This is a genomic window from Pseudomonas sp. UBA5706, from assembly GCF_002419965.1.
GTDB lineage: Bacteria > Pseudomonadota > Gammaproteobacteria > Pseudomonadales > Pseudomonadaceae > Aquipseudomonas.
Map to the genome: position 1 here is coordinate 16,259 of NZ_DIHC01000004.1, position 18,807 is coordinate 35,065.

General features: G+C 58.4%; 23 protein-coding genes and 2 pseudogenes. 19 read left to right on the forward strand and 6 right to left on the reverse strand.

Annotated elements, in window-relative coordinates:
* The first annotated feature begins 267 nt into the window (after window positions 1-267).
* The 9 genes and pseudogenes from B3I26_RS02300 (at window position 268) to B3I26_RS02335 (ending at window position 5,207) form a co-directional block, all read left to right on the forward strand.
* The gene (locus B3I26_RS02300; protein ID WP_296254712.1) at window positions 268-474 is read left to right on the forward strand and encodes a Com family DNA-binding transcriptional regulator; all 207 of its coding nucleotides are present in this window, start codon (window positions 268-270) and stop codon (window positions 472-474) included.
* Window positions 464-1,639: a cellulase family glycosylhydrolase gene (locus B3I26_RS02305; RefSeq protein WP_296254714.1), complete on the forward strand. Its 1,176-nt coding sequence runs from the start codon at window positions 464-466 to the stop codon at window positions 1,637-1,639. Before B3I26_RS02300 ends, B3I26_RS02305 begins: the two co-directional genes overlap by 11 nt.
* 191 nt (window positions 1,640-1,830) lie before the next feature.
* The gene (locus B3I26_RS02310; RefSeq protein WP_296254716.1) at window positions 1,831-2,148 is read left to right on the forward strand and encodes a phage holin, lambda family; all 318 of its coding nucleotides are present in this window, start codon (window positions 1,831-1,833) and stop codon (window positions 2,146-2,148) included.
* Window positions 2,149-2,180: 32 nt separating this feature from the next.
* Window positions 2,181-2,567: a hypothetical protein gene (locus tag B3I26_RS02315; RefSeq protein ID WP_296254859.1), complete on the forward strand. Its 387-nt coding sequence runs from the start codon at window positions 2,181-2,183 to the stop codon at window positions 2,565-2,567.
* Window positions 2,512-2,715 (forward strand): hypothetical protein, encoded by a 204-nt coding sequence (locus tag B3I26_RS02320; protein WP_296254718.1) that lies wholly within the window; start codon window positions 2,512-2,514, stop codon window positions 2,713-2,715. The genes B3I26_RS02315 and B3I26_RS02320 overlap by 56 nt, the downstream gene beginning before the upstream one ends.
* A 127-nt stretch (window positions 2,716-2,842) precedes the next feature.
* Window positions 2,843-3,301 (forward strand): structural protein P5, encoded by a 459-nt coding sequence (locus tag B3I26_RS02325; protein ID WP_296254720.1) that lies wholly within the window; start codon window positions 2,843-2,845, stop codon window positions 3,299-3,301.
* A gap of 497 nt (window positions 3,302-3,798) precedes the next feature.
* Window positions 3,799-4,530: pseudogene (locus B3I26_RS28775) on the forward strand (PAS domain-containing protein); the annotation flags it as partial.
* A 69-nt stretch (window positions 4,531-4,599) separates the two neighbouring features.
* Window positions 4,600-4,803 (forward strand): annotated as a pseudogene (locus tag B3I26_RS28780) (methyl-accepting chemotaxis protein); the annotation flags it as partial.
* A gap of 215 nt (window positions 4,804-5,018) precedes the next feature.
* Window positions 5,019-5,207, forward strand: a complete 189-nt coding sequence (locus tag B3I26_RS02335; RefSeq protein ID WP_296254724.1) for a hypothetical protein — start codon at window positions 5,019-5,021, stop codon at window positions 5,205-5,207.
* Between the two features lie 183 nt (window positions 5,208-5,390).
* On the opposite strand, the gene B3I26_RS02340 is transcribed toward B3I26_RS02335, so the two are convergent.
* The 3 genes from B3I26_RS02340 to B3I26_RS02350 all read right to left on the reverse strand — a co-directional run bounded on the left by B3I26_RS02340 (window position 5,391) and on the right by B3I26_RS02350 (window position 7,223).
* Window positions 5,391-5,951 carry a Smr/MutS family protein gene (locus B3I26_RS02340; RefSeq protein WP_296254725.1) on the reverse strand — a complete coding sequence of 187 codons (561 nt, stop codon included), beginning with the start codon at window positions 5,949-5,951 and terminating at the stop codon, window positions 5,391-5,393.
* A 93-nt stretch (window positions 5,952-6,044) separates the two neighbouring features.
* Complete coding sequence (locus B3I26_RS02345; protein ID WP_296254727.1) at window positions 6,045-6,365, reverse strand: hypothetical protein; 321 nt, start codon at window positions 6,363-6,365, stop codon at window positions 6,045-6,047.
* Between the two features lie 234 nt (window positions 6,366-6,599).
* A complete protein-coding gene (locus B3I26_RS02350) occupies window positions 6,600-7,223 on the reverse strand; it encodes a cysteine hydrolase family protein (protein WP_296254728.1) in 624 nt (207 codons plus the stop codon).
* A gap of 240 nt (window positions 7,224-7,463) precedes the next feature.
* Between B3I26_RS02350 and prmB the strand changes: the two genes are divergently transcribed.
* Window positions 7,464-8,372, forward strand: coding sequence for a 50S ribosomal protein L3 N(5)-glutamine methyltransferase (prmB, locus tag B3I26_RS02355; RefSeq protein WP_296254729.1), 909 nt, complete (start codon window positions 7,464-7,466; stop codon window positions 8,370-8,372).
* A gap of 153 nt (window positions 8,373-8,525) precedes the next feature.
* Here the strand turns inward: prmB and B3I26_RS02360 are convergent, their stop codons facing one another.
* The gene (locus B3I26_RS02360) at window positions 8,526-9,326 is read right to left on the reverse strand and encodes a hypothetical protein (protein ID WP_296254730.1); all 801 of its coding nucleotides are present in this window, start codon (window positions 9,324-9,326) and stop codon (window positions 8,526-8,528) included.
* A gap of 212 nt (window positions 9,327-9,538) precedes the next feature.
* Complete coding sequence (locus tag B3I26_RS02365; RefSeq protein WP_296254732.1) at window positions 9,539-10,534, reverse strand: alpha/beta hydrolase; 996 nt, start codon at window positions 10,532-10,534, stop codon at window positions 9,539-9,541.
* A gap of 137 nt (window positions 10,535-10,671) precedes the next feature.
* Between B3I26_RS02365 and aroC the strand changes: the two genes are divergently transcribed.
* The 4 genes from aroC (at window position 10,672) to B3I26_RS02385 (ending at window position 14,667) form a co-directional block, all read left to right on the forward strand.
* Window positions 10,672-11,763 carry a chorismate synthase gene (gene aroC, locus B3I26_RS02370; RefSeq protein ID WP_296254734.1) on the forward strand — a complete coding sequence of 364 codons (1,092 nt, stop codon included), beginning with the start codon at window positions 10,672-10,674 and terminating at the stop codon, window positions 11,761-11,763.
* A 37-nt stretch (window positions 11,764-11,800) separates the two neighbouring features.
* Complete coding sequence (locus tag B3I26_RS02375) at window positions 11,801-12,949, forward strand: MFS transporter (RefSeq protein WP_296254736.1); 1,149 nt, start codon at window positions 11,801-11,803, stop codon at window positions 12,947-12,949.
* Window positions 12,950-13,054: 105 nt separating this feature from the next.
* Window positions 13,055-13,600, forward strand: a complete 546-nt coding sequence (locus B3I26_RS02380) for a 1,2-dihydroxy-3-keto-5-methylthiopentene dioxygenase (protein ID WP_296254738.1) — start codon at window positions 13,055-13,057, stop codon at window positions 13,598-13,600.
* Window positions 13,601-13,950: 350 nt separating this feature from the next.
* The gene (locus B3I26_RS02385; protein WP_296254740.1) at window positions 13,951-14,667 is read left to right on the forward strand and encodes a helix-turn-helix transcriptional regulator; all 717 of its coding nucleotides are present in this window, start codon (window positions 13,951-13,953) and stop codon (window positions 14,665-14,667) included.
* A 136-nt stretch (window positions 14,668-14,803) separates the two neighbouring features.
* Here B3I26_RS02385 and B3I26_RS02390 read toward each other — a convergent pair whose 3' ends face one another.
* On the reverse strand, window positions 14,804-15,082 hold the full coding sequence (locus tag B3I26_RS02390) for a DUF3509 domain-containing protein (protein ID WP_296254741.1): 279 nt from the start codon (window positions 15,080-15,082) through the stop codon (window positions 14,804-14,806).
* Window positions 15,083-15,538: 456 nt separating this feature from the next.
* Here B3I26_RS02390 and B3I26_RS02395 point away from each other — a divergent pair, with 456 nt between their 5' ends.
* The 5 genes from B3I26_RS02395 (at window position 15,539) to B3I26_RS02415 (ending at window position 18,776) form a co-directional block, all read left to right on the forward strand.
* A complete protein-coding gene (locus B3I26_RS02395) occupies window positions 15,539-16,075 on the forward strand; it encodes an ankyrin repeat domain-containing protein (RefSeq protein ID WP_296254744.1) in 537 nt (178 codons plus the stop codon).
* 127 nt (window positions 16,076-16,202) lie between these two features.
* Complete coding sequence (locus B3I26_RS02400; RefSeq protein ID WP_296254745.1) at window positions 16,203-16,727, forward strand: hypothetical protein; 525 nt, start codon at window positions 16,203-16,205, stop codon at window positions 16,725-16,727.
* A 151-nt stretch (window positions 16,728-16,878) separates the two neighbouring features.
* Complete coding sequence (locus tag B3I26_RS02405) at window positions 16,879-17,070, forward strand: PLDc N-terminal domain-containing protein (RefSeq protein WP_024688144.1); 192 nt, start codon at window positions 16,879-16,881, stop codon at window positions 17,068-17,070.
* 240 nt (window positions 17,071-17,310) lie between these two features.
* The gene (locus tag B3I26_RS02410; protein WP_313483866.1) at window positions 17,311-17,565 is read left to right on the forward strand and encodes a helix-turn-helix transcriptional regulator; all 255 of its coding nucleotides are present in this window, start codon (window positions 17,311-17,313) and stop codon (window positions 17,563-17,565) included.
* Window positions 17,562-18,776, forward strand: coding sequence for a type II toxin-antitoxin system HipA family toxin (locus tag B3I26_RS02415; RefSeq protein ID WP_296254750.1), 1,215 nt, complete (start codon window positions 17,562-17,564; stop codon window positions 18,774-18,776). The genes B3I26_RS02410 and B3I26_RS02415 overlap by 4 nt, the downstream gene beginning before the upstream one ends.
* Window positions 18,777-18,807: the final 31 nt, after the last annotated feature.

Here is an 18,807-nt window from a genome sequence, read left to right on the forward strand (position 1 = left end):
TCGCCAGAGAAACCTGTCGGGGCTTTGTCATTTCTGGCTGTTGACGGCGGATAGGTCGAGCGCGCAATGACCCCACGGTATATGTCACACCCTAAAGCCCCGAAATCCGGGGCTTTTTATTTGCGTGAAAAAACAGAGGGCGCCTTTAGCCGGTGAAGTTACACGAAGCGAAGGCGTCGAATGGCCAGCCCGCCTGCAAATCAGTCCACGCCCGCTCTGCTCATGCGAGCGGGGCGCCGCTTGGAAGCACATTAAAAGGCTTTGAAAATGCTGAAAGATTGCCGATGTGGAAAGTGCAAAAGACTTCTTGCCCGAATCGGCGAGATGACCGAGCTCCAGATCAAATGCGCCCGGTGCGGGACATTGAATCATGTGCGGGCCACGAGCCCCGAGCTATCGCCGTTGAGCGACAGCGGTACCGCGTCCGTTACGCGGTTAACTCAATCGACTCAAGGTGCACAAAATGTCCAATAGCAGCTCAGCAATTGCCCAGCTCACCAACATCCCTCTGGTAGGGATCAACCTGGGCTCCGTTGCCAACGCCGGCCAGATCCTTCCGGGCTCCGCCGGCACTCATTACCAGTGGCCGACCGAAGACATCATTAACCATTGGGTGCGTGACCTCGGCGTACGACTTATCCGGTTCCCCTTCGAACTGCAGCGTGCCATTAACCTATCGTCCACGGACGGCCTGCCGGGCCAAGGCGCCAGCCTGAACCCGGACTTCACGGAAAATTGGCGAAAGATGCTCAAGTTGATTGACGCCGCCTCCAACGGCGAAGCCAGGATCATTCCCGATCCGCATCACTACATGCGCCTGCATCGCTATGAAACCGACAACAACGGGCAATTGACCGGCAGCCTTTATCCTGCGGAAAAAGCCGGTAATCAATCGGGCTGGAAGGTGACCGAGCAAGTCCTGATCCGAGACGGTAACGCTGTTGGCGGCGGTTCCTGGAGTGCGGTGCATCTGGCCAACTTCCACCAAAAACTGGTTGTTGCCTGCGACGATCCGATGGTTTTGGGTTGGGGCCTGGGTAACGAGCCTTACTCCTCCACCAACAATGCCTGCGACAAGGATTACATCACGCTGCCTAACCTGGAAACGCTGTACATCAACACCATGAATACGGTGCTCCAGGCCCTTCGCAACAGTTCCAAGAAGCCGGTGTTCATCTGCGGTCTGGAATATGCAAGTGCTCAGCGATGGTCCAGCGTCTCGGCGAACCTGCAGTCGAAGATCGTTGATCCGGCGAATGCCATCGTCTGGGAGGCCCATGGTTATGCCGACGTTAACGGCGACTCGAGCGGTAGATACGAAGGCGATAACACGCAGATATCGCCCACTGCATTGCGTGATGACATCATCGGGCCATTCCTCACCTACGCGAAGGCCAACAAAATGGCCGCGTTCATTGGTGAGACGGGTATTCCGCCAACCGATGCCGGACGTACTGCATTGAAAAATCTGCTGGATAGAGCGAAGGCTGAAAAGATTCCTCTTACCCTCTGGGTTGCCGGGCCTGGCACCGATGGGGAAAAGATGAGCCTGGAGGCAAGCAACCATGCGGCCACCGTCACCATGGTCCGGCCGTACTTTGCTGAGCGCATCGCACAGTGGAGTTACGCGCAGGCGTAACGCTACCAATAGCTTTGTGCAATACGAGGGCCCCGCACGTCGCGGGGCTTTTCCTTTTCTCCGCAATGAGCTGTGCAGAACGTTCCTGCTGGACCGTTCTGTGACAGCGTCAACCCCATTCCGAGCCTCGGCACCAGCCGGGGCTTTTCATTCTCCGATCCCGAAAGGGTGGACTATCGGATGTCGACGATATGCCTGAAAAATCACCTGAATTTTGGGCGCAGGTCTGGCTTTTACTTTCGAATCCGCTCTGGCAAGGAGCGATCATGGCCGCAACCATCTCTTTGCTCCGTGTGCTGTACGACGGCAAGGAGCAGAACAGGCGGCGTGTGCTGCTTGAAGCGCTTATCTGCGGCGCACTCAGTCTGTCAGCCAGTAGCGTCATTGAATGGATGGCCTGGCCATCGAGCTTATCCGTCGCTGCCGGCGGCGCCATCGGCTTCATCGGCGTCACGGCCATCCGGCAACTGATCATAAGATTTCTTGGACGCAAGGCGGACTCGGCATGAGTGTTGAATCAGTCATTCGACCAGTGTCACTGCTGCGCAGTGTCGCCGTTGCAGTGGCAGTTGCCACGGTCATGGCCCTGCTTATGGCCATCCAGCAGATCAGGATGGAAAGGCTGCAGGGCAATCTTGCCGCCGAGCGCGTTGCCAGGCAGGCCGCGCTCGACGCCAGCCTGCAAAGCCAGGCAACCATCACGACGCTGCGCGCTGAAGCAAAACGTAACGCCGACTATCAGGCTGACCTGAACAAGCGGCTCAAGGCCAGTGACCAGAAAGCCCTGCGGGCGAGGAGAGACTTTGAACAACTCAAGCGTACCCGCAAGCCTGTTCGTGATTGGGCTGCTCAGCCTTTGCCTGACGGCTTGCGTGGCAAGACCGCCCGCGGCGTTAACGACAACGACCGTCCAACTCGAGCCCCCTGACTGGGTACCGTGCGAGCGCATCAACGCTGCAGACGAGGATTTGATGTCGAACGGCGACCTTTGGGCGTTGAAAGATCGGGCAATCAATCTGCTCGACACCTGCGCTGATCAGGTCGACGCGCAAATACTGCGCAGCAAGCGCAAGTGATTCGGCGCCTGAACCGGCCCGTCGATTCACGTGCCTCCAACCGTCGGTAAAGCGCCAGGAAGGGAGGGTGCCCTGCTGTTCGCCAATGCCCCGACTGGTTCGGTTTTTTTATTTCTGGAGAAGCATGATGCCGACAATCCCCCGCGGGGTGCGCAACAACAACCCCGGTAATATTGAGTACGACCCACGCAATCAGTGGCAAGGGCAACTGGCGCCAGATTCGGCGCTTGAAGAACGATTTGCTCGTTTCGACACCGCCGAGAATGGCATCCGTGCGTTGGCGAAGCTGATTTTGGCGTACCGAAGCAAGGCCGGAATACCGCACGCAGGAGACGCCGGAGTCGACACGATCCGCGAGGTGATCAGCCGCTGGGCGCCAGGCGTGGAAAACGATACCGAGGCTTACATCAACGCATTGGCCGCAGGCGTCGGTGCCCAGCCCGATCAGCCGATTGACATCGCTGACCGCAAAACGCTGATCGCCCTGACGACGGGCATTATCCTGCATGAGAATGGCACCGTTCCTTATGCGCCATCGATCATTTACGCGGGCGTGCAGCGGGCGCTGACGTCACTACTGCTTTGAAGCCGCTTCCCGAGGCGTTGTGCTGGCACGACCGCAATGATCTGGCTGCCATTTGCGCCGGGTTGCGAGGGCCTGCCGCACGGCTAACCGCAGTGCACATGGTCCTTGTACACGTGATAAAGGCTGTACAGTTTTCTTCGTAGATGACGATATAAGAGACAAGGCGCCATGGATGCGGCCCGTTTTCGGTTTAAGAGTTCGTCATCATGTCTACTTTTTTCTCGCTGCGCCGTGATCGGCGAGCATTGCATCAGCTTATAAATGCCATTACCGATGGTCACGTGCCCCAGGTTGACGGGTGCGCGCAAGCGCAGGCTGTCCTTCATGCCTGGAGCGTTGTGGAAACATCCAATCGGGAAGCAAAGGCCCGTATCAGCGAACTTGAGCAAGCGCTCGCATCCGCTCGCGAGTCGCTACGCGAATCAGCGCTTTACGCCTCTGCTCATGACGTGAGGTTCGACCTGGTGAACAGGGCGTCCAGCGAGGGGCTTTGGGACATGGAGGTGGTGGCGGGGGATCCCGTCAACCCAAAGAACCGGTTCTGGTGGTCACAGCAGTTTCGCATTCTCCTGGGCTTTAACGATGAACGTGATTTTCCCAACGTTCTGGCCAGTTGGGCGGATCGTCTTCATCCGCAGGACAAGCAAGCGACCCTTGACGCGTTTGCCCGGCATCTCAATGACAAATCGGGTCATACCCCCTATAAGGTCAAGAATCGGCTCGCCATGAAGGATGGTTCATATCGATGGTTCTACGCGCAGGGCGAGACACTTCGTGATGAACAGGGCAGGCCGGTGCGTGTAGCGGGATCCTTGCGAGATATCCATATCGAATTGGAGCGCGACCGTGCGCATGACGTCATCATCACCCGATTCGAGCTGGCCCGCGAAATGCTCTCCGATGGCCTGTGGGACATGGAGGTCATCGCGGGGGATCCTGTGAACCCGAAAAATCCGTTCTGGTGGTCGCCGCAATTTCGCCGGCTGCTGGGATTTGAAACGCAGCAGGAGTTCCCGGACGTTCTCGACAGTTGGGCTTCCAGACTGCATCCAGATGACAAGGAACGCAGCCTTACCGCGTTTGGCAATCATCTGAATGACCGGTCCGGGAAGACGCCTTTCGACCTGGAGTACCGGTTGAAGATGAAAACCGGCGAGTACCGCTGGTTCAGGGCTCGCGGCCAGACTCGGCGAGACGCCCACGGTGCGCCACTCCGGGTGGTCGGCGCACTGGTGGATGTGCACCTGCAGCACGAGCAGCAAGCGTTGCGGGCAGCGGAAGGGGAGCATCAGCGCACGCTGGAAGCCAGCATTGCCCAACTCTCGCAGATCGTCAGTACGATCCAGAGTATTGCCAGCCAGACCAATCTTCTGGCACTGAACGCGGCTATTGAAGCCGCACGCGCTGGCGAAGCCGGGCGAGGGTTCGCAGTGGTCGCCGATGAAGTTCGTAAACTGGCAACCCGTACCACCGAGGCGACCGAGCAGGCGGCGGGAATGATAGCCCGGTAAGGCTGGCCGTTTAGCCGGCCTCTGGTGCGCCAGACGCCGCTCTGTTGAAACAAAGCCTTCTTACAGCAGCGTCGTTTCAATCTGACAGTATCAATCCTGATACCTGGCGGTTACCAATTGACGACGCGGTTTGCCCAAGTGGTGCTGTCAGATTTCGCAGGGGGTGAACGCCTGTCGTTGAACCCATTTTCAAGAGAGTGAAGTGTATGTTGAGTCGTATAGCGAAAGTCGCGATGGTCGTCGCAGTCCTGTCGGCCATGTCCGGCTGCTGGCCTTTCTGGGGCCCTGGCGGTGGTGGTCACGGCGGCGGCCATGGAGGCGGTGGCGGTGGTCATTACGAGGGTGGAGGCCCGGGCGGTGGCGGTGGACAAGGCGGCGGCCCCGGCCCTCGCTGATCCCGGGTACACCGGTGTGCCATGGCACGGCCTGTCAGCGGTGGGGCTTTTGCTACCCCGCCGGCACGCCGTGTCGCTGCAGAGCAGCGCGCTTTCTAGCGCGATGGCGCGCAGGCATTGTTGTGACATACGGGTCTGAACAGCCCGACACGTTTTAATGCGCGGTTACTCGACGCGGCCACTCTACTCGTCACGCCCCTCCATCATCGTCCTCTTGAGCATCACGTATACGGCCCCGGCGCCGCCATGTTTGGCCAGGCACGAAGTAAAGCCCAGTACCTGCTGATGCTGACGCAGCCAGGTGTTGACGTGGCTTTTGATCATCGGGCGCTTACCGTCCAGCCGTACCGCCTTGCCATGGGTGATACGCACGCAGCGGATTTCCAGTTTGGTGGCTTGCGCCAGGAATTCCCACATGGTCTCCCGCGCCAGTTCCACGCTCATGCCATGCAGATCGAGGCTGCCTTCAAAGCTGATCTGGCCCAGTTTGAGCTTGCGCATCTGGCCTTCCTGAACGCCATCTCGTGCCCAGGACAACGTGTCTTCCGGTCCGACGTCGATTACGAACTGATCGGACAGGCCATCCACTGTAATGGTCGCATCCGAGCGCACGGTCGCAGCCTGCCGCAGTTTGGCCAGGTTCTTACGATCGGGTTTGGGTTTACCTACGTCGGCGTGTTCAGTCTTGATCGGCCTAACGCCGCCAAGCTCACTTCTGAACAGGGAAAAGTCGTCGTCTTGCATGTTGGTCTCCGCGAAGGGCGCCAGTTTAACCCTGTCACGCCGTCAGCGGCGCGACTAAACGATCAAATGGCGATGCAAGACGCGGGGGAAGGGTCAGTCGTGCTTTTTCATCAAATGCGGAGACATGTTCAGTTCGCCAGCGCGGCGGCGGCGACGACGGCTGCGGCGCCATAGCCAGACACCGAAGTACAGTAAAAACAGGCCAAGGACGATGATGACAACGGCGCCTGCCGGGCTTGCATTGAGCTCGCCCAACGCAGCCGGGTGACCGATCAGGCTGGCCACGCCAGCCATGGCAAGCAGCACACCTGCCGTGGCAAGAATTGCAGAGATTGCAGCGCTAAAGCGCATCCGCCAGTTGCTCTGGCCTTTGGGGCGCAAGCGACGGGCATCGAAACCATCGGATATCTTCATTCCGACTTCCTCTATGGGTATCGGCGCTCTGACCCGCTTACGCCCCGGGTGGTTCCCGTCTGGTCAGCGCTCGAAGGCAAACACGAGTGTTTAACGGATAGGCGGTAATGTGAGACGGTTCACATAACCGGAGATTGCATGTGTACTCTTTTTCTTCAGGAACTGCCGGAAAACGACATGCGAGGCATGGTCAAGACTTGGTGGTGCCAGGTTCAGTTCCTGATGAGTCGGTCGTCAGATCAGATCTTTGGTCAGGGCTAGCTTGGCGAAGTTGTCGTTCATGATCGCCATTTCGGCCTGCTGCACCCGTTCTGCCTTGATCACACCGGTCGGGATTGGAAGATCGCGAGTGGCGCAGGCGTCTTCGACCAGGGTACAACGGAAGCCGTAGTCCTTGGCCGCGCGCACGGTGGTGCTGACGCTGGAATGGCTCATGAACCCGCAGACCACCAGATCCAGACGTCCCAACTTCTCAAGCAACATGTGCATTTCCTGGCTTTTGTCTGTGCTGACAGTCCCCTTCATCGCATTCGGCAACGTTTTTTCGATGATGATCTCGTCGGTCAGAGGCAGCAGCTCCGGCACGAATTTCCCGCGCTCTCCTTGAGGGTCGAACATGCCGCCTACGGTTCCCAGGTGACGGACGTGGATGATCGGCGATTTGGCGAGGCGGGCGGCGTCGACCAGTTTTACGATGTTATCAATCGCTTCCTGAACCCCGGTCAGAGCCAGCGGGCCGCTCAAGTATTCTTTCTGGGCGTCGATGATGATGAGGGTGGCATTACTCAAAGTGGCCGCTGCGTACTCACGGTTACTGAGTTGAAACATGGTCTTTGGATCGGTGTTTGGAACAGACATCTGGGGCTCCTTCGAGTGGGGCTTTTGCCACATTGTCCACTGGCTGAACGATTCTGTGAATCTCAATGCTCACAGGTACCGTTTTTTAACGGGCTTGAAGCCGTCGAGCAGGTCGCGGTTGCTGTCATATTGCCTGCAAAATCGATGAAAGGTTGTGGAAAGTTTTGCTGTCGGGCGCAGGCATCGTTTGTTGGCTGGATGACTGCTAGAATCGCCCGTCGTTTTTTCAAGGAGTCTGCCGTGATCACTTCCCGCCTGCGCACCCTGCGCGATCATATCCGTTGGGCCGTCAGCCGTTTTCATGGGGAAGACCTGTTCTACGGGCACGGCACCGACAATGCCTGGGACGAGGCCCGGCAGCTGGTATTGGGTGCCCTGCACCTGCCTTGGGAAATTTCAGACAGCTATATGGACTGCAACCTCGAAGACGACGAACTGGTCAACGTACAGCGTCTGATCAAGCGCCGTATCGAGGAGCGTGTTCCGACTGCTTATCTGCTTGGGGAAGCCTGGTTCTGCGGCATGTCGTTCATCGTCGACGAGCGTGTGCTCATCCCGCGCTCGCCGATCGGTGAGCTGATCGAGCAGCGTTTCGAACCTTGGCTGGCAACCGAGCCAGCACGCATTCTTGATCTGTGCACAGGCTCGGGCTGCATCGGCATTGCCTGCGCCGAAGTGTTTCCCCAAGCCGAGGTGGCGCTGGCGGACCTTTCTTTCCAGGCACTGGAAGTGGCCAATCGGAACATCGAGCGTCATGGCCTGGACGAGCGCGTATACACCGTGCAAGGCGATGGTTTTGACGGCCTGCCGGGGCAGCGCTTCGACTTGATCGTGTCCAACCCACCTTACGTCGACGCCGAAGATTTCGCCGACATGCCCGATGAGTACCAGCATGAACCCGAAATAGCGCTGGCCTGTGGTGACGACGGGCTGAACCTGGTGCGTCGCATGCTGGCTCAGGCCGCTGATCATCTGACCGAGAAGGCATTGCTGATCGTCGAAGTGGGCAATAGCCAGGTGCACCTCGAAGCGCTCTACCCGGAAGTAAACTTCGCCTGGCTGGAATTCCAGCGTGGCGGGCACGGGGTGTTCATGCTGACGGCCGAGCAATGTCGGACGCATCAGGCACTATTTGCTGCACGCGTTTGATCCTCGAACCGTTACCGCCTTTCAGCCAGCCCTCGGCGACTGACGACCGCATTCGCCAGTGTCGCGACGCTTTAAAGGCTGCTACAGGTCTTGCGGCGTGCCTGGTGTGTACGCGCTCGTATCACAGGCCAGAGACGCTTGAGGGTGCGTACGCTAGCGGTGCGTCGCAATCCAGATCAACAGTCCGGCCTGAAATACTGCGAAGGTCACCAGGCAAGCGATGGTAAAGCGCAATCCGCTGTCATCGCGGCGGTACTTGCCGATCTTGTGTTCGGCTTTCTTGATCGTGACTTCCTGTTCCTGAATCTTCTGCTCGGCCTGTTGCAACATCTGCGCAGCGTCGAGAATCTCGACGATTTGCACCTTGTCAGTGTTCCAGGTGTTGTTCAGGTTGCCGACCTTGGCCTCCTTCACAGTGCCCTTAAGGTGCTGAGGGTCGGCGTAGGCCACCTCCAGACCTTGGGTCTTGAGGAAGTGGTCGCGGCGCATGCGGGTATCTTCGTTAAGCGCATCCTTGTTGGCCAGCGCAATGCCCTCGATGCGATATTCGGACCAGCGTTTCTGCGCCCAATGAATGCCCTGGGCGAGCATAAAGCGGCCTAGCCCGCGATTCCACGGTTCGATCTGCAGGCCCGACTCGGGGCCTACCCGAACCGCACGATTGGCATGGTCGACCCATATATCCAGGTTGTTCTGCTCTTTGCGGGTCTTTTGCCCGGGCAGATGGTAGCTCAGGCGCAACAGGCTGAAGTCCTTGCTATGGCGCTCCGCGCGACCGAACTCGACAAAGCGTAGAGGCCGCCCACCGGTAGCACGATCCATCGGCAGTGGCGACAGTCGCAGCATCGAAAACTGGTCGGCCTGCACGTCCTCCCACAATACCGGCGCAGCGGCTTCACTCTCTTTGCCTTCTGCGGGGGCGAGCGCTTCGGCTTCCATCGTTGCTTGTGTCATCACGGCGATCCTGTTCTCGACATTGCTCGGCAAACACAATGCCAGCATCCCGCTATCGGCCATTTTCCTAGGATCTGAAGGGGGAATCGCGGAACAGTCGATTGACGGCGCCGGGCGGCACGACTGGCTCAGACGCTTCGCTAGCGCTCAAAATCTGCTGACTGACGCGCCGAAACCTTCGGTAAGGGCGCGTAGCTCAAAGAGACGTATGCCTAGGCCGCGGGCACCGAAGCAATGAATTTGAGAATGCGATCGGACAGCTCGCTGGCCAGCGGCAACTGCGGGTCCTTATAGGATGCCAACTGGCGCTTCAAGTCCATCGGTACGATACGCAGCACATGGTTCATGCCGTCGATGATCGCCAATTGCGAGTCCGGTTTGGCCTGATGCAGCAATTCTGCGTCGCCCACCCCGACCTGCATGTCATTGCGGCCCTGGAGGATAAGCGTCGCAATCTTCAGTTTGCCGAACGCTGCAGCCGGATTCTGCCGAAAAAGCGAGATCAGGTACGGCTGCACGCTTGGACGAAACACCACTTGCAGCGGTTCAGGCACATTGTCATCGGTCTTGCCGGCTTTTATCTCTTCGATCAGTTCCTCGCTGCGCGCCAGCAATGGCGGTGGGAGGCGATCTTGCAGCTGTCCGCGCACGACCTGGTCCACCGGGCGCCCCGTGCCTGCAACGGAGATCAACGCCGTGGCGCCTGCGCGCTCTGCGGCCAGCGAGGCGACCAGTGCCCCCTCGCTGTGGCCCATGAGAATCAACTGTCCCAATCGAGGGTCAGCCTTGAGCTTTTGGCTCCAGGCGACCGCGTCGTCGACGTATTTCTCGATGCTGAGGTTCCGTTCGTCCGGCGTCGCAGGCCGACTGGCAGCCACGCCACGCTTGTCGTAACGCACGCTGGCAATGTTGTGTTTGGCCAGGATCAGCGCTAGGCGCTTCATGCTGTCGTTGCGTCCGCCATCAGGATTATTACCGTCGCGATCGGTAGGGCCGGAGCCGGCGATGATCAGCACCACCGGTACGGGTGACGTCGATTTGGGCAGCAACAGTGTGCCGAACAGCTCGCCCGTTCCGGTATCCAGGGAGATGGGGCGCTGCAGGACAACGGGGGTACCCGCGTTAGCGAGGGTGGAAAGCAGGGTGAGGGTCAAGGCGATTACTCGCAGCGGCAGCAAGCCGCAAATCAGGGACATACTACGTAGCATCGCAAGGCCATCATCAATAAAGTGTGAAATTGGACGCAGCCAATCGAATAAGGTTCGCGCGTGATATAGCCGTTTACCCTGCGTATACTGCCGCGCTGTGTTTTTAGTCTTTTGGTCGATTTCTCGGAGCCTCCCGCATGTCCGGCAATACCTTCGGCAAGCTGTTCTCTGTCACCACCGCCGGCGAAAGCCATGGTCCGGCCCTGGTCGCCATCGTCGATGGCTGCCCACCGGGTGTCGAGCTGTCGCTGGAAGACCTGCAGCGTGACCTGGATCGCCGCAAGCCCGGCACCAGCCGCCACACCACTCAGCGTCAGGAAGCCGACGAAGTCGAGATCCTGTCCGGCGTGTTCGAAGGCAAGACCACCGGCGCGTCCATCGGCTTGCTGATCCGCAACACCGACCAGAAGTCCAAGGACTATTCGCAGATCAAGGATCTGTTCCGTCCGGCCCACGCCGACTACACCTACCACCACAAATACGGCATTCGCGATTACCGCGGCGGTGGCCGCAGTTCGGCTCGTGAAACCGCCATGCGTGTCGCAGCGGGCGCCATTGCCAAGAAATACCTGCTCAGCCAAGGCATCACCGTGCGCGGCTACATGAGTCAATTGGGGCCGATCCAGATCCCGTTCAAGACCTGGGAGTCGGTCGAGCAGAACGCCTTTTTCTGCCCCGACCCGGACAAAGTGCCCGAGCTTGAGGCCTACATGGATCAGCTGCGTCGCGATCAGGACTCGGTTGGTGCCAAGATCACTGTCGTGGCCGACGGGGTGATGCCAGGGCTGGGCGAGCCGATTTTCGACCGTCTGGATGCCGAGCTGGCGCATGCGCTGATGAGTATCAATGCGGTCAAAGGTATCGAGATCGGCGCCGGTTTCGCCAGCGTCGCCCAGCGCGGCACCGAGCACCGCGACGAGATGACCCCTGAAGGGTTCGTCACGAATAACGCTGGCGGTGTTCTCGGTGGTATCTCCTCGGGCCAGCCAATCGTCGCGCACCTGGCGCTCAAGGCAACGTCGAGCATCACTACCCCGGGCCGCTCCATCGATATCGATGGCAATCCGGTCGAAGTGATCACCAAGGGTCGTCACGACCCGTGTGTGGGCATTCGCGCTACCCCGATCGCTGAAGCCATGATGGCGATCGTGCTGCTCGATCATCTGCTGCGTCATCGCGGACAAAACCTGGACGTGCAGGTCAACACCCCGGTTCTGGGTCAGCTGTAATGCCACCATCGGGTAATGCCGACGCGGTCGTTTGACCGTGGCGGCGCTTCCCTACTGGCGACTGTCCAGCTTCTATCTTTTCTATTTCGCCTTGCTCGGCTCAACCGCGCCGTTTCTGGCGCTGTACTTCAATTATCTGGGGTTTCCCAGCGCACGTATCGGCGAACTGGTGGCGATTCCCATGCTGATGCGTTGTGTTGCCCCTAATGTCTGGGGCTGGCTAGGCGACTACACCGGTCGGCGCCTGGCCATCGTGCGCTTCGGCGCCGTTTGCACGCTGGCCTGCTTTTCACTGATTCTCGTCGACAAGTCCTACGCCTGGCTGGCGATGGTCATGGCGTTGCATGCGTTTTTCTGGCACGCGGTGCTGCCGCAGTTCGAGGTCATCACCCTTGCGCATTTGCAGGGCCAGACCGCGCGTTACAGCCAGATCCGGCTATGGGGTTCAATTGGCTTCATCCTCACGGTAGTCGGGCTGGGCCGTCTGTTCGAATGGTTCAGCCTGGATCTGTACCCGCAGGCACTGCTGGTGATCATGGCCGGAATCGTCGCCAGCAGCTGGTGGGTGCCCAATGCGCAGCCTTCGCTCTCACCGCAGCGGCTGGCAGGCGAGGGCTTTTTGAAGCAGCTATTTAGCCCCGGAGTGCTGGCCTTCTTCATATGCGTGGCCCTGATGCAATTGAGCCATGGCCCTTACTATACGTTTCTCACCCTGCACCTGGAGCACCTCGGTTACAGCCGCGGCATCATCGGCATGCTGTGGGCGGTGGGGGTGGTCGCCGAGGTGCTGATGTTCCTGGCGATGAGCCGGATCCTGCAGCGTTTCGGCGTACGTCATGTGCTGATGGCCAGTTTTGTCCTGGCTGCGCTGCGCTGGGTCTTGCTCGGCAGTTTCGCCGATCATCTGGCGATCCTGATATTCGCCCAGCTTTTACATGCCGCGACTTTCGGCAGTTTCCATGCCGCCGCCATTCATTTCCTTCAACGCAGTTTCGGTCCGCACCAGCAAGGACAGGGGCAAGCGCTGTATGCAGCCTTGTCCGGTACGGGCGGCGCGCTGGGCGCATTGTATTCCGGGTACAGCTGGAGCGCGCTGGGTGCGGGCTGGACGTTCGCTATCGCCAGCCTGGCTGCGCTGACTGCCGTGATTTTGGCGGCCAGGTGCATGCAGGATGAGCGCGCATGAACCGCGCCCGCCAGTGCGCGTAAACCCTGATGATGCTGGCTGCTTGAATCATCCCGCGTCTGGCCAATCACTGTGTTGGCGAGCACTTGAACCGAGGAACCCCCTATGAGCATTCTCTTCGTCTACCACGTGTCTTCTGCGCAGTTACCGACCAAGGTCCTGACCCACTTCGAAGACATTGCCTCCACGCTCGCCGAGCAGGGCATTGGCTTTGAACGCATGTCAGCGGTTGTTCCGGTAACCGCCGGTGCCCCTCACGACGAAGTGCTAAGCGCGTACCGCGAGCAGCTCGATGGCCTGATGACCGAGCGCGGCCATGTCGCAGCCGATGTCATCAGCGTCGATGCCCATCACCCGCACAAGGATCCACTGCGTGGCGAGCTTCTCGACGAGCATCAATACGGTGCGGACCAGGTGCGTTTTTTCGTCGCCGGTCGGGCTCTTTATTCGCTGCACATCGGTGATTTCATCTATGCCGTTCAGTGCGAGAAGAACGATCTGATTTCCGTCCCGGCCGGTACACGGCAATGGTTCGACATCGGCGAGCACCCGCGCGTGATCGCGATTCGACTGTTCAGCAGCGCTGAAGGGCAGGCGCCGCAGCCAACTGGCGAGTCATTCGCCAGTCGGTTTCCCGGTCTGGACGACTGACGCGCGCGCCACGTGACTTCTGTCGCTTGATCGTTGCATGGTTTTTGCCCTCGGCCGCGGTCATCGCCTTCGGCCGTTTTTGTTTCCAAATCATCAAAAATGTAAGCAGGTTTTGGTTGTTTTGTGGGAAGTGGCCTGTTTATCGGTCAGGCATGCCTGTTTGTTTTCGCCCTTATGTTTAACCCGTTCGGACTGTGTAACCCTTAGCCCGTCGGAGCCTGACGGCCATTGGATCCGCCTTGCTCATGAATTTTCGTGCAGGGCTTTGTGTATCCAGCGGCTGTAGTCAACTTAAAAACTCTAAAGAGCACCCAGGGACGACACAGGACGTTTTTTGAACGGAGGGGAAGATGAAAAACGTACAAACAGGGACGCTGAGTCCGTTGATAGAGCAAATGGTCAGCAGCATCACCGAACAGGATGGCAGTGCGGCAATTGCTAACGCGCTGGACTGGCTCAGGATCGAATGCCGCTGTGCGCGGGCGATGCTTTACCAGTATCGCGACGGCATGCTGCTCAGTTGCATCACATCCAATGTCGACGACTACTGGAAGCAGCTCTATGGCCAGGGGCGGCTGATGATCGAAGACCCGGTCATTCGCTGCTTCCGCCACAACCTGGGCTTCCTCGATTGGGAGGAGGCGTTCCACACTTACCCACCCTCGTCAGCCTACATGGCGGCCGTCGAGGACTGCGATTTGCTGCCCGCGCTGTCCTACGGTTACACCAGCGAGACCCGTGTCAACCGGGGCGTCGTTACCGTTTGCTCGCTCAACGGTATGGAACGGCCGCTCAGCCATAACGACCGCTATCTACTGACGAGCCTGGTGCCAATGTTGCACGTTGCAGGCAATGGGCGTCAGTTTCAAACCCGCGCCCTGACCGGCAAGGAGCTGGAAATTCTCAAGTGGGCCAGAGAGGGCAAGACGGCCTGGGAAATCGCGTTGATCAAGGAGGTTTCCGAGGCCACGGTCAAACATCACTTCAAAAGCATCTACGCCAAGCTGGGCGTGACCAATCGGGCTCAGGCAGTCGGCGAAGCGTTGTGCCGCGGGATCATCCGATAACTTCGATAACCCTGCACATCATGCACTGGCGGCGCCCGTCGTCACGGCAGAAGCTGAACGCAAAAAAAACCGCGATGGCCTTGGTGTGCTATCGCGGAGTCTATAAAGGGATGCTTCGGTACTGCAGGTCGACCTGTTACCGGGTGTGGTAAGTCGGCAAATCGAAACGGTGTTGGCTTTGCAGCATCGAAATCGCGGGCAACTCACTGGCCTGAGCTGCCAGGTCACGGCGGATCGCGCTGATGACCCATTCAAGTTGAACAGGTGTGTGAAGTTGAGCGTACGAAATGGAGCGGCGGATCTGTTTGCCTTCCCCGTTACGCAGCGACAGCAGGACGCCACCGTCCGGACGAGGCTGGGTGTTGACTTCGAATTCGGAAAATACGGAAGCGAATTTCTCTTGGATGAAAGTCATGTCTAGCGGCTCCATTGCTCAGTGATTACAAGCTTGGTAGGACTAGTGCAGTGACTGTGCCAGTGTTTGAATCTAAATAAAAACCTTATAAATCAGCAAGTTATAAGATTGGCTTATTTTTGCATTCGTGCATTTTGCAAGAAAGCCTTTTAGGCGTCCTGCATTTTGCGGGAGCTGGGAGAGCAGAGAGGGGTAAAATGAAGGGGCATTGAAATCTCAGACCCCAATCTTGGTGATTCATTTCAAGCGGCTGAATGGTTTTTTCGCCATAGATGATCGTGGTGTTTTCTATCAACCTCATCGAAAAGGCGTTCTGGCCGGGCGTTGCTAAAACTGAGATTGTCAGCGGTACCTAACGGGAACTTGATCTCATGCTCGTGGCTCTGAGATTTTCCCGCAGCAAAATGATTGATCACGTGTGCCTGCGTCTATGTGCGGCGCTACAGGAGAAAGCTGATGTCTGACACTTCGAAAACCCCGGATAACGCGACCCGCATGTCGGACGATGAAGCGCTTGAATTTGCCGAACAGGTCTTCAACTGCGCCCGGGCTGGAGACGCACAGATGCTCGATCGCTTGCTGGAAAAGGGTCTGACTCCCAACTTGCGCAATCACAAAGGCGACACGTTGCTGATGTTGGCCAGCTATCACTGTCATCAGGACGCCGTGAAGGTATTGCTCAAGTACAAGGCGGACCCGGAGCTGCGTAACGATAATGGCCAGAGCCCGATCGCCGGAGCGGCGTTCAAGGGCGATCTGGACGTGGTGCGCATCCTGGTAGAGGGCGGGGCAGATGTTGAAGGCGCGTCGGCCGACGGACGCACTGCGCTGATGATGGCGGCGATGTTCAACCGTACTGCGATCGTCGATTACCTCATTTCCAAGGGCGCCAACCCGAATGTTCAAGACGCCAAGGGCGTGACGCCGCTGATGGCGGCACAAACCATGGGCGCCACTGATACCGCCGAGCAATTGACCCGTTTAGGCGTATAGCGCTCCAGGTGCACGCACTCTGGGGCAGTAACGTGCGAGGGTGGTGCCCGGTCGGGCTGTAAGCCATAGAGGCGCGAAGGATTTCCGGCTATCCTTCGCGCCTGTTTTTTCCCCGGATCACAACCCCATGAAAGCCTCACTCATCGAATTCATCAGCAAGATCAGCTCCGGCTGCATGAGCGACGAGGAAATCGAACAGATTGCCGACGAAGCTGCACAAGCCTACTCCGCCCCGGCAATCTTTCTGACTGCCAACCCCGACATCAATTACGACGACAGCTTTCCGATCCCGCTAGGCGAGTGGGTAGTCGTTGGTAGCCTGCCGGAAACAGTGATGTTTCAGGCCGATAGCTATATGGACCTGTTCGCCGAAATCACGGCTTCGTTCGGGCCGCAGGTGACCTTCAATATCAAGGCCAGGCAATTGGCCAAGGTCGAGCCGTTGATCGCCTTGAACCGGATCCAGATTCAGCTCGCCAGTATGAACAAGGAAATGGGCGGCTACGTGCTGATGAACCTCAGCGAGCCGATGGATGACGAATTGCAGACGGTGCTGGTGTATGGAAACGACCAGCAACGGGTGATGGAGTTGGGCGTTGAGCTGGGCATCCTGATCGAGCCTGCCTTGCAGGCGTTGAAGGCTCAGTCGTAGCAGCCTGGTTTGCTGGCAGCAACGCGTATACGAACGCTAACGCTGGGAAGCCGCGCAGCGTACTGGAGCGTGCAAATATGCTGCCGGCGACGGAACCCTCTTCAAGCCTTGCCACTCCTAACTGGGCAAGCCTTCAATAAGGAGCGACACCATGGGTTCCACCTTTAATGGTCTGGTTGGACTGATCATTCTGGCCCTCGATATCTGGGCCATCATTAACGTCTTGAAGAGCGGTGCCGAAACCGGGATGAAGATCCTTTGGGTGCTGCTGATCGTATTGCTGCCTGTTCTGGGCTTGATCATTTGGGCCATCGCCGGTCCGCGAGGCAACGTCCGTATCTGAACCATCGGCTGCACGACCATAAGCGCCTGATTGGCTTGCCGCCCATCAGGCGTTTTTCATGGTGCGCATGCACGCGTATAGGCAAGGCTGCGGGGGCCTGCCTGCCTTCGCGAGACGTTGGCCATATGTCACGTTTACGTAACTTAGTAGCGCAGATGTTATCTCTGCATAACTTTTTATTGCGAAGCATGAATGTCACGTATAAATTCCATCTTCTATTGAATGTTATGCAGGTATAACATGGTGGACGCCCTTCTACTGATCGAAAGGTTCGGCAAGCAGATCGCCGATATGCGCAAGACTCGCGGTTTGACATTGATACAGTTGGCTGCTCAATCGGGCCTTACCCGGCAAAAGCTCGCAGAAATCGAGAAGGGTAGCCCGAGCGTCTCGATGAATTTCTACGCCAGGGCGCTGGCTGCGCTGGACGTCGAAATCAAGGTGGTGCCTGCCAGGCGACCTGCCTTTGAAGAACTGCGGGAAGTCTTCAAATGACGCCTCTGGATCGTGTACGCATCCTTACACCCCAAGGAGAAAGCGGTGAGCTGTCGGCGAACGAGTCCGGTGATTACCTTTTCCGCTACGGCCTTGATGCGAATCCTCAATCGCAGATCAGCCTGACCATGCCGCTGCGCGATCCGGCCTATCACGCCAGAAGCCTGCATCCGGTGTTTCAGATGAATCTGCCGGAAGGTTATGTCCTTGAGCAATTGCGCAACCGGCTCGCCAAAACTACCCCGCTGAACCCGATGCTGTTAATGGCACTGACCGGAAGCGGTTCGCCCGTCGGACGCGTGGCGGTCCAGTCCGCAAGGATCGATGAACTGCTGGGCGGCGAGCCTCACCGAACAGGCCGCAGCCTGGCGCAGATCCTCAGTTGGGACGGCGCGCACGATCTGTTTGCCGAACTGGTGGACCGCTACATTCTGCGCACGGGTATTTCCGGCGTTCAGCCCAAGGTTATCGTGCCCGAAGCCGCTTTTACCGCCGATCCCAAGGCCACGTTGCTAATGCCCGAACTGATCGTAAAGTCTGGACGCGCCGATTTTCCGGGTCTTGCGATCAATGAGTATATTTGCATGGACGCAGCACGCAGGGCGGGTATGCCGGTCCCCGATTTTTATCTTTCCGATGATCGTCAGTTATTCGTCATGCGCCGCTTCGACCGCGAGCCTGATCAACGCCCGATCGGCTTCGAGGACATGGCGGTATTGATGGGGTTGGGGACCGAGCAGAAGTACGATTCAGCTTACGAAAAGATCGCGCGTGCCATCGGGCTGTTCTGTGCCCCGGGGCATATTGCAACGTCGCTGCAGCAGTTCTTTGACATCGTGGCCCTGAGCTGCATGGTCGGGAACGGCGATGCCCATTTGAAAAACTTCGGGCTGCTCTACCGCGATCCGCTGGGGAACGATGCGCACCTCGCCCCGGCCTACGACATCGTCAACACCACGGCCTATATTGAAGAGGACTCCTTGGCCCTGACGCTCGCCGGGTCGAAGAGCCTGTTCGGGTCGCGGCTGGGCATCCTTGAGTTGGCGAGCGCGTGCAACATCCGCAAGCCTGTGCCTCGCCTGGAGCGGCTGATCGACGCCGTATACCAGTCGCTAAAGGCCAACGCGCACTTGGCTGATCAGGCACCGAAGGTTTTCGCGGCGATCGACTATGCCGTCGGCCTGTACGCCCAGACCTTCACCCGCCCGTAGGTGCAACAGGCTTTGTAAGAAAATATGAGCA

Excerpts from the sequence above, each read along its gene's own strand:
- B3I26_RS02300 (WP_296254712.1), top strand. The coding sequence starts at position 268 with ATGCTGAAAGATTGCCGATGTGGAAAGTGCAAAAGACTTCTTGCCCGA.
- B3I26_RS02305 (WP_296254714.1), top strand. The coding sequence starts at position 464 with ATGTCCAATAGCAGCTCAGCAATTGCCCAGCTCACCAACATCCCTCTG.
- B3I26_RS02310 (WP_296254716.1), top strand. The coding sequence starts at position 1,831 with ATGCCTGAAAAATCACCTGAATTTTGGGCGCAGGTCTGGCTTTTACTT.
- B3I26_RS02325 (WP_296254720.1), top strand. The coding sequence starts at position 2,843 with ATGCCGACAATCCCCCGCGGGGTGCGCAACAACAACCCCGGTAATATT.
- B3I26_RS02335 (WP_296254724.1), top strand. The coding sequence starts at position 5,019 with ATGTTGAGTCGTATAGCGAAAGTCGCGATGGTCGTCGCAGTCCTGTCG.
- B3I26_RS02340 (WP_296254725.1), bottom strand. The coding sequence starts at position 5,951 with ATGCAAGACGACGACTTTTCCCTGTTCAGAAGTGAGCTTGGCGGCGTT.
- B3I26_RS02345 (WP_296254727.1), bottom strand. The coding sequence starts at position 6,365 with ATGAAGATATCCGATGGTTTCGATGCCCGTCGCTTGCGCCCCAAAGGC.
- B3I26_RS02350 (WP_296254728.1), bottom strand. The coding sequence starts at position 7,223 with ATGTCTGTTCCAAACACCGATCCAAAGACCATGTTTCAACTCAGTAAC.
- B3I26_RS02360 (WP_296254730.1), bottom strand. The coding sequence starts at position 9,326 with ATGACACAAGCAACGATGGAAGCCGAAGCGCTCGCCCCCGCAGAAGGC.
- B3I26_RS02365 (WP_296254732.1), bottom strand. The coding sequence starts at position 10,534 with ATGCTACGTAGTATGTCCCTGATTTGCGGCTTGCTGCCGCTGCGAGTA.
- aroC (WP_296254734.1), top strand. The coding sequence starts at position 10,672 with ATGTCCGGCAATACCTTCGGCAAGCTGTTCTCTGTCACCACCGCCGGC.
- B3I26_RS02380 (WP_296254738.1), top strand. The coding sequence starts at position 13,055 with ATGAGCATTCTCTTCGTCTACCACGTGTCTTCTGCGCAGTTACCGACC.
- B3I26_RS02385 (WP_296254740.1), top strand. The coding sequence starts at position 13,951 with ATGAAAAACGTACAAACAGGGACGCTGAGTCCGTTGATAGAGCAAATG.
- B3I26_RS02390 (WP_296254741.1), bottom strand. The coding sequence starts at position 15,082 with ATGACTTTCATCCAAGAGAAATTCGCTTCCGTATTTTCCGAATTCGAA.
- B3I26_RS02395 (WP_296254744.1), top strand. The coding sequence starts at position 15,539 with ATGTCTGACACTTCGAAAACCCCGGATAACGCGACCCGCATGTCGGAC.
- B3I26_RS02400 (WP_296254745.1), top strand. The coding sequence starts at position 16,203 with ATGAAAGCCTCACTCATCGAATTCATCAGCAAGATCAGCTCCGGCTGC.
- B3I26_RS02405 (WP_024688144.1), top strand. The coding sequence starts at position 16,879 with ATGGGTTCCACCTTTAATGGTCTGGTTGGACTGATCATTCTGGCCCTC.
- B3I26_RS02410 (WP_313483866.1), top strand. The coding sequence starts at position 17,311 with ATGGTGGACGCCCTTCTACTGATCGAAAGGTTCGGCAAGCAGATCGCC.
- B3I26_RS02415 (WP_296254750.1), top strand. The coding sequence starts at position 17,562 with ATGACGCCTCTGGATCGTGTACGCATCCTTACACCCCAAGGAGAAAGC.